We start from the raw sequence: 13,097 nt of genomic DNA on the forward strand, positions 1-13,097 counted from the left end.
TCACGCGCGGGGGCCGCCCTTGATTTCCGTCACCCGCAGGCTGGAGTTCGATGCCGGCCACCGCATCCCCGATCACCGCAGCCAGTGCCGCAATCTGCACGGCCATCGTTACGTCCTGGAGTTGACCCTGACGGGCGACGTCGTGCAGACGCCCGGCCAATCCGATACCGGCATGGTGATGGATTTCTCTGACATCAAGCACATCGCCAAAACCCATGTGGTCGATGTCTGGGACCATGCTTTTCTGGTCTATGAGGGCGATACGGCCGTGCGCGATTTTCTGGCGACGCTGCCTGGCCACAAAACCGTCGTGCTGGACCGCATCCCGACGGCCGAAAACCTTGCCGCGGTCATCTTCGGCCTGCTCGCGCCGCATTATGACAACGCCTACGGCCACGCGCTGCGCCTGTCCCGGGTACGTTTGTTCGAGACGCCCAACTGCTGGGCCGACTGCGACGGCAAATAAGCTTCAAGCGCCCGCCGGGCGCTTTTTTCATGGCGGCGTCAGCTTTCCACCAATAGACGGAATCCATCAGAATTATTGCTATTTCCTATTTATTAGCTTCCTACTAAATAGGATACAATGTGATTCATGAATACGGATTCCCAACTCATGTCCATGACGGCCCACCTGATGGTGCTCTCGCGCGCTTATCGCAGCGCGGCGGACAAGGCGCTGGCCGACTTTGGCCTGTCGCAGGCCACCGCGTGGCCGGTCATCGTCACGGGCCGCATGGGTGATGGCGTGCGGCAAGGCGCGCTGGCCGAAGCCCTGGGCGTCGAAGGCCCCTCGCTGGTGCGCGTGCTCGATCATCTGGTGGCCGCCGGGCTGCTGGAACGCCGCGAAGACGCTCAGGACCGGCGCGCGAAAACCGTGCATCTGACACCGGCCGGCGAGGATCTGCGCGAACAGGTCGAAGGCGTGCTGGCACAGTTACGCCGCCAGATTTTCAAGGACGTGCCTCAGGCCGACCTCGACGTCTGCCTGCGCGTGTTCGAACAGCTCAAGACCGCCATGGGCCGGGAGTCGGCCGTGTCGCGGGAGGATTTCCCGCGATGAAACTGCCCAGCCTCGAAGAGGCTATGTTCTCGCTCAAATGTTTTGCCGGTGCGATGGCCGCGCTGTACCTGTCGTACAGCATCGGCCTGCCTCGCCCCTTCTGGGCCATGACGACTGCCTACGTCGTGTCGCAGCCCTGGTCGGGCGCGGTACGCTCCAAGGCCGTGTATCGGCTGGGCGGCACGTTCTTCGGTTCGGCCATGACGGTCTACACCGTGCCGCGCCTGGCCAACTACCCCGTGCTCATGACGCTTGCCATGGTGCTGTGGGTGGGATTTTGCCTCTATATCGCCGTGCTCGACCGCACGCCCCGGTCGTATCTGTTCATGCTGGCCGGCTACACCGCGGCCATGATCGGCTTTCCCAGCGTGACCGACCCGGCCACGGTGTTCGACACCGCGCTGGCCCGCGTTGAGGAGATCAGCCTGGGCATTATCTGCGCCACCCTGGCGCACAGCCTGGTTTTTCCGCGCGGCATCGCCCGCCCCCTGATGGGCAGGCTGGACGCCACCGTGCGCGATGCGCGCAGCTGGATACAGGAAGTCATCAAGCATGTGAGCGAACGCGACGAGAAGAAAGGCGCTCAGGACCGCCGCACGCTGGCCAATGACATTACCCAGCTGCGCCTGATGGCGACCCACGTCCCCTTTGATACGGGCAATATCCGCTGGACGGCCAATGCCCTGGCCTCCATGCAGGACCACATCATCGCCTTGACCCCGGCCGTTTCGGCCGTCGAGGACCGCCTGCAGGCGCTGGCTGCCGCCGGGCGCGAACTGCCCGCCCCCGTGAGCGCGGTCATGGACGAGATTTCAGCCTGGATGGACGACAGCGCCAATGCGCGCCGCGAACAGGCCGTCCACCTGCGCGCTGCGCTCACGCGCCTGGCGCCCGCCATCCAGGCGGACTCCGACTGGGACGACGCCCTGCTCACCAGTTTGTTGGTGCGCCTGCGCGAGCTGGTCGACACCTATGACGCCTGCCTGGCGCTGCGCCTGGATATCCGCGCCGGCCTCGAAGGCAAGCCCCGCACATCGGCGCGCCGCCTCACGCGCGGCCCGGCGCTGCACCGCGACCATGGGCTGGCACTGCTGTCGGCGCTGGCTGCCGGAGTGGCCATCTCGGTGTGCTGCCTGTTCTGGATCGGCACGGCCTGGAGCAATGGCGCCACGGCCGCGCTGATGGCCGCGATCTTCAGTTGCTTTTTTGCCGCGCAGGACAACCCCGTGCCCGGCATCATGCAGTTCCTGACTTATACGATTTACTCCATCCCGCTGTCGGCGCTGTACCTGCTGGGCATCATGCCAGCCGTGCATTCTTTCGAGATGCTGGCGCTGGCCCTGTTTCCGGTTGCGTTCGTCACCGGCGTCTTCCTGGCCCGGCCCACGTCGGTGGGCAAGGCCATGGCGGTGTTCTTCGGGCTGTCCGGCACCCTGGCGCTGCATGACACCAACACGGCCGACCTGGTGTCCTTTCTGGACACCACCCTGGCGCAGTGTATCGGCGTGGCGGTGGCGGCCATCATCGCGGCCATTTTCCGCACCGTCAGCGTCGAATGGAGCGCCCGCCGCCTGCAAAGCGCCAACTGGAAAGAACTCGCCACACTGGCCAGCGCGCAGCGCGTCATCGGCCGCCAGGCCTTCGCCGCCCGGCTGCTGGACCGCATCGGCCTGCTGCAACCCCGGCTGGCCATGACCCGGCGCCGCGACGACCAACTAGCCGATGACGCACTGAAAGATCTGCGCGTGGGCAAGGATATCGCCGAGCTGCAGCGCGCGCGGCGCCATCTGCCGGTGGCCGATGCCGCGATCCAGCCGGTGCTGCGCGGGCTGGCGGAGTGCTTCCGCGACCGCCTGGCCGGCCGCGTCGGCGAGCATCCCGACAGGTTGTTGACCTATATCGACCGCGCGCTGCAAAGCGTGTGCGCGACGCCCGACTCCGGTCAGGCCGCGCGCGAGCGGGCCGTTGTCGCGCTGGTTGGCATCCGGCGCGCGTTTTTCCCCGATGCCCAGGCTTACCGCCCCCTGATGACCGCTCAGGAGGGCTAGAAAAAAATGATAGGCGAATTCAATTTCTACGGTATTTATTTTCCCTGGCTGCTGGTGCTGGCTGTGCCGGCGCTATTGCTGAGCTGGGTATTGCGGCGCGTGCTCGGACGCCTGGGTTTTTACCGCCTGGTCTGGCATCCGGCCCTGTTCGATCTCGCGCTGGCCGTGGTGCTGCTGTATGGCGTCTACCTGATTTCCCCTTATTTCTTCCAGAGATAGCAGTATGAAACTCCCTAACTCGCTCCGTCCGGCCGCGCTTGGCAGATATGCCGTCACCGCGCTCGTCGTGCTCGCTGCGGTCTATGCCGGGTGGCAACTCTGGGTTCACTACGAAGTCGAACCCTGGACCCGCGACGGCCGCGTCAAGGCCTATGTCGTCCAGGTCGCTCCCGATGTGTCCGGCCTGGTGACTGCCGTGCCCGTGCACGACAACCAGGATGTCAAAGCCGGTGACACCCTGTTTGAGATCGATCGCGCCCGCTTCCAGCTCGCCCTGGATCAGGCCGAAGCCGCCGTGCGGGCCCAGCAGGTCGCCCGCGAGCAGGCCGCCCGCGACGTCAAGCGCAACCGCTCCCTGGGCCAGTTGGTCTCGGCCGAGACGCTGGAACAGAGCCAGACGCGCCTGCAGCAAAGCGAAGCCGCGCTGGCCCAGGCCGAGGTGCAACTAAACGTCGCGCGCCTGAACCTCGAACGCAGCCGCGTGCAGGCAGCCGTCGATGGCCGTGTCACCAACCTCGATCTGCGTGTGGGCTCCTACGCCAGCGCCGGGCGCGCCGTGATGGCCCTGGTCGACGCGCACTCTTTCTACGTGGAAGGCTATTTCGAAGAAACCAAGCTGCCCCACATCCGTGAAGGCGATCCGGTACTGGTGACCCTGATGGGCGAGTCGCGGCAGATCCATGGCCATGTCGAAAGCGTCGCCATGGGTATCGCCGACCGCGATCGCAGCACCAGCGCCAATCTGTTGCCCAACGTCAACCCCACCTTCAACTGGGTGCGGCTGGCACAGCGCATTCCGGTGCGCATCCGCATCGACGAGGTGCCGGATGGCGTGCGTCTGGTGGCCGGGCAGACCGCCACGGTTGCCATCGACACCGCGGCCATCGCCGCCAAACACTAAGCCGCTCCCAAGAACTCACCACCGAAGTCCCGCCATGAATATCCGTCCTCTCCTCCCGCTGACATTGGCGCTCGCGCTGGCGGGTTGCGGCGCCGTCGGCCCAGACTATCGCGTACCCGATGACGCGGTGGCCCAACGGCCTGCGGCGCAAGCGCCCTTTGCCGAGGCCGCGCCTTACCGGCAGCAAGCCCTGCCCGCGCACTGGTGGCGCCTGTATCAGGATCCCGTGCTGGATCGATTGATCGAGTCCGCGCTGTCGGCCAACACCGATCTGCGTGTGGCCGCCGCCAATCTCGAGCGTTCGCAGGCCATGACGCAGGAGGCCCGGGCGCAACAATCTCCCTCGGTGGGAGTGAACGCATCGCCCACCTTCGGCCACTCCTCCGGCGTGCAGCAATTGCAGCCCGATGTCCGTCCGCAGGACCGCTGGTCGTACTCGTCGGGCTTGAGCATTTCCTACCAGGTAGATCTGTTTGGCCAGATCCAGCGCGCCATCGAGGCCGCGCACGGCGATGAAGAGGCCGCCCAGGCGGCCTACGATGCCGCCCGCGTGACCGTGGTGGCCGAAACCGCGCGCGCCTACGCCGATCTGTGCTCGGCCGGCATGCAGCTGGCGTCGGCCAAGCACTCCGTGGATGTGCAGCGCCAGTCGGTGGACGCCGTGCAGCGCTTGCAGAACGCCGGCCGCGGCACGTCGCTGGACCTGTCGCGCGCGCGCGGGCAGCTCGAACAACTGCAGGCCAATCTGCCGCCATTCGCGGCCCAGCAACGCACGGCCTTCTATCGCCTGGCCGCCCTGACTGGCCGGGCGCCGACCGAAATGCCGCCGTCGCTGCTGCAGTGCGCCCAGCCGCCACGTCTGACGCAGACCATCCCGGTCGGTGACGGCGCGCAACTGCTGCGCCGCCGCCCCGACATCCGCCAGGCCGAACGTACGCTGGCGGCTGCCACCGCCCGCATCGGCGTGGCCACGGCCGACCTCTATCCCAAGATCTCATTGGGCCTGTCCGGTACTTCGGGCGGCCCGGCCGCGATCTTCGGCGACCGGGGCACGTTCAGTTGGGGTATCGGCCCGCTCATCACCTGGACGCTGCCCAATACGGGTGCGGTCCAAGCCCGTATCGCTGAATCCGAAGCATCGACCAAGGCCGCCTTGGCGCGCTTTGACGGCACCGTGCTCAACGCCTTGCGGGAAACCGAGAGCGCCCTCGTCACGTATGCGCGCCAGCTCGATCGCGACGCCGCGCTGGCCGCTGCCCGCGACCAGAGCGCCCTGGCCGCCAACCAGGCGCGGCAATTGTTCCAGCTGGGCAAGACCGACTACCTGACCGTGCTCGACGCCGAACGCACGCTGGCCAGCAATGAAAGCGCGCTGGCGGCATCGCAGGCCAGCCTCTCGACAGACCAGATCGCACTCTTTCTGGCGCTGGGCGGGGGTTGGGAATCGGATGATGCGGGCGCGTCCAAGCCGCAACCCTGAGAGCGGCCACAGGCGGCAAACAGGCGCCTGACCGCAAGCGATTGACGCCGGCGCGCCGCCCTATCGCAGGGCGGCCGGCGCCTCAGTGCACCGAGCTGCCTTCGGGCGGCGTCTGGTTCAGGCCGAGCGCGGCCTCCCAACTGCGCAAGGGCACGCAAGTCTGCAAACGCACGATGCCTTGCTGCACCAGCGCGGGGTGCAACTCGTGGCCGACGGAGCTGGCGATATCGATGGTGGCATCGCCGTGCAGCTCGGCCAGCCGCGCATGCGCCGCCTGGGCCAGCGCCACCGGCATGACCGGATCGGCCGCGCCGTGCAGGATATGAATGGTGGTGTATTGCGGCGGCGCCTTGGGCAACTGGGCGTAGCGGCCCGAAAACGCCAGCACGCGGCCGGCCAGCCCTTCATGGGCCTGCACGGCTTCCAGGGCCATGATGGCGCCTTGCGAAAACCCCGCCAGGGCGGTGTCCGATTGCAGCAGCCCCAGGCGCTGCTGCTGCTCCTGGATGTAGGCCACCAGCGGCGGCATCGCCGCCGCCACGCGCGCGGGCCGATTGTCCTCGGTGACGCCACGCACGGAAAACCATTGCCGCCCCACGCCGCCGCCATCAAAAGGCTCGGTGCCCGCCGGGATCAAGACGGCGGCTGTCGGAAACGCCTGGCGGATGGCCAGCGCCATGCTTTCCAGGCCGTCTGGAATGCCACCCACCCCGTGCAGCAGGATGAAGAGCTGCTTGGGCTCGATGCCCGCTTCGGGCAGCAGTTCGATGGCGGTATTGACGGTGGTCTTCATGATGTGAATCCGGAAAGGCTAGGGGTCAACCCCCATGATCGTCCATTCTAGCCCCCTTACTCGAACTCGCGGCGCGCACGCTGCGTGATGACGCCGTACCAGCCTAGCCCGGGGTAGGTTTCGTAACCGGGCGTCAATGCATAACCGACCATGCTGCGATCGGCGTTGTCATAAAAGCCGCGCGCCTGCCCATCATTGCGCAAGGGGCAACGCTCTTTGAGCAGGCCCTGCCCGTCCGAAGCCGCGATGACCCTGTCCTTGCTGTCGACCAGCATGCAGCGGGTGCGGCTCCACTCTTCTTCGCTCAGGCCGACCGAGCGCACGATGGCGTCGGCCTGCTGCGCCCAGTCAAAGAAGATGCCCAGCACGCCCAGGGGCTTGCCGTTGCGGTCGGCGCCGGCGCGCACTGCCGTGGCATAAGTGGCCACCTGGGCGTCGCCCAGCAGGCGCTCGCACTGAATGTCGAGCGCGGCGTAATCGCCTCCGCTGCCGGTGGCCATGCCGCGCCGGAACCACTCGGCGTGCGACACATCGGCCCCCATGACCTGCGGGTAGCGGCCGGGCCTGCCGCTGGCCACCACCCGCCCGCTGGCGTCGGCAACCCAGAGGTCGAGATAGACGGTATAGCTGTCCAGAATGACGCTGAGCCGTTCGCTGGCATGGCGCTCGCCCTGCCCCGAACTGAGCAGATCCACCAGCGATGAATCCGTGGCCCACCAGCGCACATCGCATGAGCGCTCGTAAAGATTGCGATCCATCGTCTCGATCATATTGGAGGCCAGATCGCTCAAGCGCCGGCCTTCATAACCGCGGATTTCCTGCAAGGTGTGCTCGCCGATGCGGATCAGATCGGCAATGGAGCCGGCCAGCTCCTGCTTCAGGGCATCGGCGATGCCGGTGATCTGCTCGGAGACGAATTGCACCTGATTGGCCACGACCGCGAAGCCGCGCCCCGCCTCGCCCGAGCGCGCCGCCTCGATGCGGGCATTGAGGGACAGGTATTTGGCCTGCTGGTTGATATCGACGATGCTGGATATTTTTTCGTTGGAGATTTTTTCCACGCGGCGCGAAAGCTCGACGATCTTCTCGGGAAGGTAAGCCATAGAGACGGCTCCTGGGCAGGTTGAGGGCAGCTGATACGTTCTGTAGCAAGCAGAAATCATGCCAAGCTCGGCGCCCCGCGGCGCGCCCCGGACGCCCTGCCTTGGACCGCTTTCCGGAGCGCATTGCCCCGTTTTGGGGCATCGGCGCAGCACCGATATGGTGCCAAATGGGTCACGGCTGTTCGGCTCGATTTACTGTATATTTATACAGTCATTGAAAGCACTGCCATGCCCTCGCCCGAACATATCCATCCCGCCCTCTGGCGGGCCACGCAGTTGGCCCGGGCCAGCGCACGCGTGGTGCCGACCGGCCACGGCGAGTTGTCCGCGCAACTGCCCGAAGGCGGCTGGCCCCTCGGCTGCCTGACCGAACTGCTCCTGCCGCATCCGGGCAGCGGCGAATTACGCCTTTTATCCGCGGCCATCACCGCCCGCGACGACACTCGTCCCGTCGCGCTGGTGCAACCGCCGTTCACACCGCATATCGCTGCCTGGCGGCAATGGCGGCTCGCGCCGGAGCGCTTGCTCTGGGTGGCGCCATCGCGGCCCGGCGATGCCTTGTGGGCCGCCGAACAAATCCTCAAGCACGCCAGTTGCACCGCCCTGCTTTGCTGGCTGCCCCAAGTCCGGCCCGAGTCCCTGCGGCGGCTGCACCTGGCCGCTCAGGCCAGTGACACCCTGTTTTTCGTGCTGCGTCCGGCCCGGGCCGCGCACAACGCCTCCCCCGCGCCGCTGCGGCTGGCCCTGGCGCCCGCGCCCAGCGGGCTGTCCATCCATATCCTCAAACGCCGCGGCCCGGTGTGCGAGACACCGATTTTTCTGCCCCTGGACGGCGCGCCCAACCGTCCGGCTCAAGTCTTTGCTCCTCATGCGACTCTGGATCGCCATCCATCTTCCTCATCTCTCTCTGGACAGCGCGCAAGCCCGGTGGCCTGAACCCGGCTACTGCTGCGCCATCCTCGAGCAGGAACGCATCGTCGCGCTCACGCCGGCGGCATGCCAGGCTGGGCTGGAGATCGGCATGCGGCGCGCCAGCGCCCTGGCCCTGGCCCCCGAAGCCGAGCTATTGCTGCGCGATCCGCAGGCCGAGACGCACCGCCTGCACGAAGCCGCGCTGGCATTGCTGCAATACACCCCGCAACTGGCCTTGCGCCTGCCCGACGCCCTGCTGCTGGATGTCGGCGCCAGCCTGCAACTGTTTGGCGGTCCCAGGGCGCTGGCGCAACGCATACGCGCCAGCCTGGCCGCCCTGGCCCTGCATGGCCGCTTGGGCATGGCGCCCACCGCCGAGGGCGCCTGGTTGCTGGCCCAAGGCGCCGCCGGTGGGGCCTTGCGGCTGGCCAGCCTGGCGCAACGGCTGGACAAGCTCCCCCTGGCGCTGCTGCCGCAAGCCCAACCTCAGGCGGCCTGGCTGCAAGGCCTGGGCTGCAACACGCTGAGCGATCTGCGCGCGCTGCCGCGCGGCGGCCTGCAGCGCCGCGCGGGGCCCGCCCTGCTGCAGGCACTGGATCGCGCCTATGGTCAGGCCGCCGAGGCCCACCGCTGGTTTGAGCCGCCGCCCGGTTTCGCCGCCCGCCTCGAACTCATGGATTACGTCGAACACAGCCCCGCGCTCATGGATGTGGCGGGCCGCCTGACCGAACAGCTCAGCGGCTGGCTGCATGCCTGCCGGCGTGCCGTGCGTGCCATCACGCTCACGCTCGAACACGAGCGCGGCCGCCGCGCCTGCCCGCCATCCATGCTGACGCTGTCCCTGGCCGAGCCGGTCTGGCACAGCCAGCATCTGCTCGGTTTGCTGCGTGAGCGCCTCGAACGTCTCGAACTGGCCGCGCCGGTCATCGCCGTGTCGCTGGCGGCCCATGAAACCGTCGAACCCGGCATGGCCAGCGCCACCCTGTTTCCCGAGCCTGGCGGCAATGCCGCCGACCACGCCCGCTTGCTCGACCTGCTGGCCGCGCGCCTGGGGCCGCAGGCCGTATTGCAGCCTGCGCCGCAGGCCGACCATCGGCCTGAAGTCGCCAACCATTGGCAACCCGCCCATCACCACACGCACGCGTCCGACAGCCAGCCGGCCGGCCCCCTGGACCGTCCCTTCTGGCTGGTCGAACCGGCGCGCGCCCTGGCCGAGCACGCGCACCGGCCGGTCTATCAGGGCCAGCCGTTGCGGCTGCTGCGCGGCCCCGAACGCATAGAAAGCGGCTGGTGGGACGCCACCCAGACTCAGCGGGATTACTTCGTGGCCGAAGACCAGGCCGGGGCCCGCTACTGGCTGTACCGCGAACATGGCCAGCACTGGTTTCTGCATGGACTGTACGCCTAGGACGCACCATGGCCACCGACCCCTTCGCCGCTGTCCTGCCCGCTTATGCCGAACTGGATTGCCTCTCGAATTTCAGCTTCCTGACGGGCGCCTCGCACCCCGAAGAACTGGTCGAGCGGGCCGCCAAGCTCGGGTATACGGCCTTGGCGCTGACCGACGAGTGCTCGCTGGCCGGCGTCGTGCGCGCCCATGTGCAAGCGGCCAAGCATCCTGATCTGCAGCTCATCATCGGCAGCCGCATGGCGCTGGACAATGGCAGCCACGCGCCCATCGAACTCGTGCTGCTGGCCCAGGACAAGGAAGGCTACGGCAATCTGGCCGAACTCATCACCCTGGGCCGCAGCCGCGCGGAGAAAGGCCGCTATTTGCTGCGCCCTGCCGATCTGGCCGCGCCGGCGGCGCACGGCCTTGCCGGCTGCCTGGCCATCCTCACCCCCGCCTATGGCCAGCCGCCCGCCGAAATGGCGGCCCAGGCGCAATGGCTGGGCCGCCATTTCCGGGGCCGGGCCTGGGTGGGCCTGTCGCAATTGCAACGCTCACGCGATGATCTGCACCGCGCCGCCGTGCAGCAGGCCGCGCAATCGGCCGGCCTGCCGCTGGTGGCCATCGGCCAGGTGCAGATGCATGTGCGCTCACGCAAACCCCTGCACGACACCCTGGCCGCGATCCGCAGCGGCCGCAGCGTGGCCCAGTGCGGCTATGACCTGACCACCAACGCCGAGCGCCATCTGCGTTCGCGGCTGCGCCTGGCGGGGCTTTTTCCGGCCGAGGCGCTGGCACAAACCCAGGTGATTGCGCAACGCTGCGATTTCTCGCTGGACGAAATCCGCTACGAGTATCCCGACGAAATCGTGCCTGCCGGCGAAACGCCCACGTCCTATCTGCGGCGGGCCGCCCACGCCGGCGCGGCCGAGCGTTTTCCGATGGGCATACCGGCCTCGGTCGGCACGCTGCTGGAGAAAGAGCTCGCGCTCATCGCCGAACTGCAATACGAAGCCTATTTCCTGACGGTGCACGACATCGTGCGCTTTGCGCGCGACCGCGGCATTCTGTGCCAGGGACGCGGCTCGGCGGCCAATTCGGCCGTCTGCTATTGCCTGGGCATCACCGCGGTGGACCCCAGCAACGGCAACGCGCTGTTCGAACGCTTCATCAGCAAAGAGCGCAATGAGCCGCCCGACATCGATGTGGATTTCGAGCACAACCGCCGCGAAGAAGTCATCCAGTACATCTATGGCAAATACGGCCGCGCGCGCGCGGCGCTGACCGCCGTGGTCATTTCGTACCGGCCCCGCAGTGTGCTGCGCGACACGGGCCGGGCGCTGGGCCTGGACCCGGCCATCATCGATGCGGTCGCACGCGCGCACCAATGGTGGGACGGCAAAAAGGAAATGCTGCGCACGCTCGGGCAATGCGGCCTGGATCCGGGCTCGCGTGTCGCGCGGCAATGGGCCATTCTGGCCGAGACACTGATGGGTTTTCCCCGCCATCTGTCGCAGCATCCCGGAGGATTTGTCATCTCACGCGGCAAGCTCTCACGCCTGGTGCCCATCGAAAACGCCGCCATGGAGGGCCGCAGCGTCGTGCAATGGGACAAGGACGATCTCGATGCCCTGAATCTGCTGAAGGTCGATGTGCTGGCCCTGGGCATGCTGTCCGTGCTGCGCCGGGCATTGGCCATGACAGGGCTGCGGCGGGGCCTGCCGCTGGCCTTGCATCAGATCCCGCAAGACGACACCCCTACCTACGACATGATCTGCCGCGCCGACACCGTGGGCACCTTTCAGATCGAATCGCGCGCGCAGATGAGCATGCTGCCCCGTCTTCGGCCACGCTGCTATTACGACCTGGTGGTGCAGGTCGCCATCGTGCGGCCAGGCCCCATCCAGGGCGGGATGGTTCATCCCTATCTGCGCCGCCGCCAAGGCAAGGAAGCCATCGTGTCGCCCGGCAAGGCCGTCGAAGAGGTGCTCAGGCGCACGATGGGCGTACCCATTTTCCAGGAGCAGGTCATGCAGATCGCCGTGGCCGCTGCCGGCTTCACGCCCGGCGAGGCCGATCAGCTACGCCGCTCCATGGCGGCATGGCGGCGCAAGGGCGGTGTGGACCGATTCCGCCTCAAGCTCATCAATGGCCTGGTGGCCAACCACTACAGCCCGGAGTTCGCCGAAGCGTTGTTTCGGCAGGTCGAAGGTTTTGGCGAGTATGGTTTCCCAGAAAGCCATGCCGCCAGCTTCGCGCAACTGGCCTATGCCAGCGCCTGGCTCAAATGCCACGAGCCCGAGGCATTTTTGGCCGCGCTGCTGAACTCCCAACCCATGGGTTTTTACGCGCCCGCGCAACTGGTGCAGGATGCGCGCCGGCATGGGGTGGTGGTGTTGCCGGTGGACATCACGCGAAGCGGCTGGGAGGCCGGCTTCGAAACACGGCCGGCGCAGCCCCGCCCGGCCGTGCGTCTGGGGCTGAATCAGGTCAAGGGCATCAAAGAGGCTGCCGCGCTGCGCATCGAGGCCGCCCGTGCCCAGCAGCCTTATACCGATGTCGCCGATCTCGGCCGGCGCGCCGCGCTCACCCGCCAGGAACTCGATGCCCTGGCCGCCGCCGATGCCTTGCACCCCCTGGCGGGCCACAGACGCCAGGCGCGCTGGCAGTCCGCGGTGGGCGTGCACCGCCGCGACCTGTTGCGCGATGCCCCGATTGAAGAAACCGAACGCCCCAGCCTGCCGGCGCCCAACGAGGGCCAGACAGTGGTGGCCGATTACGACAGCACCGGCCTGACTCTGCGCCGCCACCCCGTGGCCTTGCTGCGCGCCGAACTGACCGCACGCCGCTTCGAAACCGCCGAGAGACTCAACCTCTATCCGGACCGCCGGCTGGCGCGCGCCTGCGGCATCGTCACCGTGCGCCAGCGCCCCCAAACCGCCAATGGCACGATCTTCGTCACCATCGAGGACGAAACCGGGCCGGTCAATGTCGTGGTGCGCAATGAGCTCATCGAGCGCCAGCGCCGTGAACTCTTGGGCGCCGTTTTGTTGGGCGTCTACGGCACCTGGCAGAACATCGACGATGTGCGCAACCTGGTCGCGCAGCGGCTGGTCGATCTGTCGCCATTGTTGCGTCAGCTCGACGAAGACGGCCTGCAGACCCAAAGCCGCAACTTCCATTGATGCGGC

General features: G+C 67.2%; 11 protein-coding genes. 9 read left to right on the forward strand and 2 right to left on the reverse strand.

Annotation, left to right across the window (positions count from 1 at the left end; translation table 11 throughout):
- Nucleotides 1-19 precede the first annotated feature (19 nt).
- The 6 genes from queD to CAL22_RS11570 all read left to right on the forward strand — a co-directional run bounded on the left by queD (nt 20) and on the right by CAL22_RS11570 (nt 5,708).
- On the forward strand, nt 20-466 hold the full coding sequence (gene queD, locus CAL22_RS11545; protein ID WP_094813238.1) for a 6-carboxytetrahydropterin synthase QueD: 447 nt from the start codon (nt 20-22) through the stop codon (nt 464-466).
- Between the two features lie 126 nt (nt 467-592).
- On the forward strand, nt 593-1,060 hold the full coding sequence (locus tag CAL22_RS11550; RefSeq protein WP_094813240.1) for a MarR family winged helix-turn-helix transcriptional regulator: 468 nt from the start codon (nt 593-595) through the stop codon (nt 1,058-1,060).
- Nucleotides 1,057-3,108, forward strand: a complete 2,052-nt coding sequence (locus tag CAL22_RS11555) for an FUSC family protein (protein WP_094813242.1) — start codon at nt 1,057-1,059, stop codon at nt 3,106-3,108. Before CAL22_RS11550 ends, CAL22_RS11555 begins: the two co-directional genes overlap by 4 nt.
- 6 nt (nt 3,109-3,114) lie before the next feature.
- A complete protein-coding gene (locus CAL22_RS11560; RefSeq protein WP_094813244.1) occupies nt 3,115-3,327 on the forward strand; it encodes a DUF1656 domain-containing protein in 213 nt (70 codons plus the stop codon).
- A gap of 4 nt (nt 3,328-3,331) precedes the next feature.
- Nucleotides 3,332-4,228, forward strand: coding sequence for an efflux RND transporter periplasmic adaptor subunit (locus CAL22_RS11565; RefSeq protein WP_094813246.1), 897 nt, complete (start codon nt 3,332-3,334; stop codon nt 4,226-4,228).
- A gap of 34 nt (nt 4,229-4,262) precedes the next feature.
- Complete coding sequence (locus CAL22_RS11570) at nt 4,263-5,708, forward strand: efflux transporter outer membrane subunit (RefSeq protein WP_094813248.1); 1,446 nt, start codon at nt 4,263-4,265, stop codon at nt 5,706-5,708.
- Nucleotides 5,709-5,790: 82 nt separating this feature from the next.
- Here the strand turns inward: CAL22_RS11570 and ypfH are convergent, their stop codons facing one another.
- The gene (gene ypfH, locus CAL22_RS11575; protein ID WP_094813250.1) at nt 5,791-6,501 is read right to left on the reverse strand and encodes an esterase; all 711 of its coding nucleotides are present in this window, start codon (nt 6,499-6,501) and stop codon (nt 5,791-5,793) included.
- A gap of 56 nt (nt 6,502-6,557) precedes the next feature.
- The gene (locus tag CAL22_RS21435; protein ID WP_094813252.1) at nt 6,558-7,604 is read right to left on the reverse strand and encodes a methyl-accepting chemotaxis protein; all 1,047 of its coding nucleotides are present in this window, start codon (nt 7,602-7,604) and stop codon (nt 6,558-6,560) included.
- Nucleotides 7,605-7,832: 228 nt separating this feature from the next.
- Here CAL22_RS21435 and imuA point away from each other — a divergent pair, with 228 nt between their 5' ends.
- From imuA to CAL22_RS11595, 3 genes are read left to right on the forward strand one after another with little or no spacing between them, the layout of a single operon-like run.
- A complete protein-coding gene (gene imuA, locus CAL22_RS11585; RefSeq protein ID WP_094813254.1) occupies nt 7,833-8,540 on the forward strand; it encodes a translesion DNA synthesis-associated protein ImuA in 708 nt (235 codons plus the stop codon).
- Nucleotides 8,473-9,924, forward strand: coding sequence for a Y-family DNA polymerase (locus CAL22_RS11590; protein WP_094813256.1), 1,452 nt, complete (start codon nt 8,473-8,475; stop codon nt 9,922-9,924). The genes imuA and CAL22_RS11590 overlap by 68 nt, the downstream gene beginning before the upstream one ends.
- A gap of 8 nt (nt 9,925-9,932) precedes the next feature.
- Entirely contained in the window at nt 9,933-13,091 is a 3,159-nt protein-coding gene (locus CAL22_RS11595; protein WP_094813258.1) for an error-prone DNA polymerase, read from the forward strand.
- The last annotated feature ends 6 nt before the right edge of the window (nt 13,092-13,097 follow it).

The organism is Bordetella genomosp. 12 (genome assembly GCF_002261355.1).
Lineage (GTDB): Bacteria > Pseudomonadota > Gammaproteobacteria > Burkholderiales > Burkholderiaceae_B > Bordetella.

Coding starts and splice junctions, on each gene's coding strand:
- CAL22_RS11550 (WP_094813240.1), top strand. CDS start 593: ATGAATACGGATTCCCAACTCATGTCCATGACGGCCCACCTGATGGTG.
- CAL22_RS11565 (WP_094813246.1), top strand. CDS start 3,332: ATGAAACTCCCTAACTCGCTCCGTCCGGCCGCGCTTGGCAGATATGCC.
- CAL22_RS11560 (WP_094813244.1), top strand. CDS start 3,115: ATGATAGGCGAATTCAATTTCTACGGTATTTATTTTCCCTGGCTGCTG.
- CAL22_RS11590 (WP_094813256.1), top strand. CDS start 8,473: ATGCGACTCTGGATCGCCATCCATCTTCCTCATCTCTCTCTGGACAGC.
- CAL22_RS11570 (WP_094813248.1), top strand. CDS start 4,263: ATGAATATCCGTCCTCTCCTCCCGCTGACATTGGCGCTCGCGCTGGCG.
- CAL22_RS21435 (WP_094813252.1), bottom strand. CDS start 7,604: ATGGCTTACCTTCCCGAGAAGATCGTCGAGCTTTCGCGCCGCGTGGAA.
- CAL22_RS11595 (WP_094813258.1), top strand. CDS start 9,933: ATGGCCACCGACCCCTTCGCCGCTGTCCTGCCCGCTTATGCCGAACTG.
- imuA (WP_094813254.1), top strand. CDS start 7,833: ATGCCCTCGCCCGAACATATCCATCCCGCCCTCTGGCGGGCCACGCAG.
- ypfH (WP_094813250.1), bottom strand. CDS start 6,501: ATGAAGACCACCGTCAATACCGCCATCGAACTGCTGCCCGAAGCGGGC.
- CAL22_RS11555 (WP_094813242.1), top strand. CDS start 1,057: ATGAAACTGCCCAGCCTCGAAGAGGCTATGTTCTCGCTCAAATGTTTT.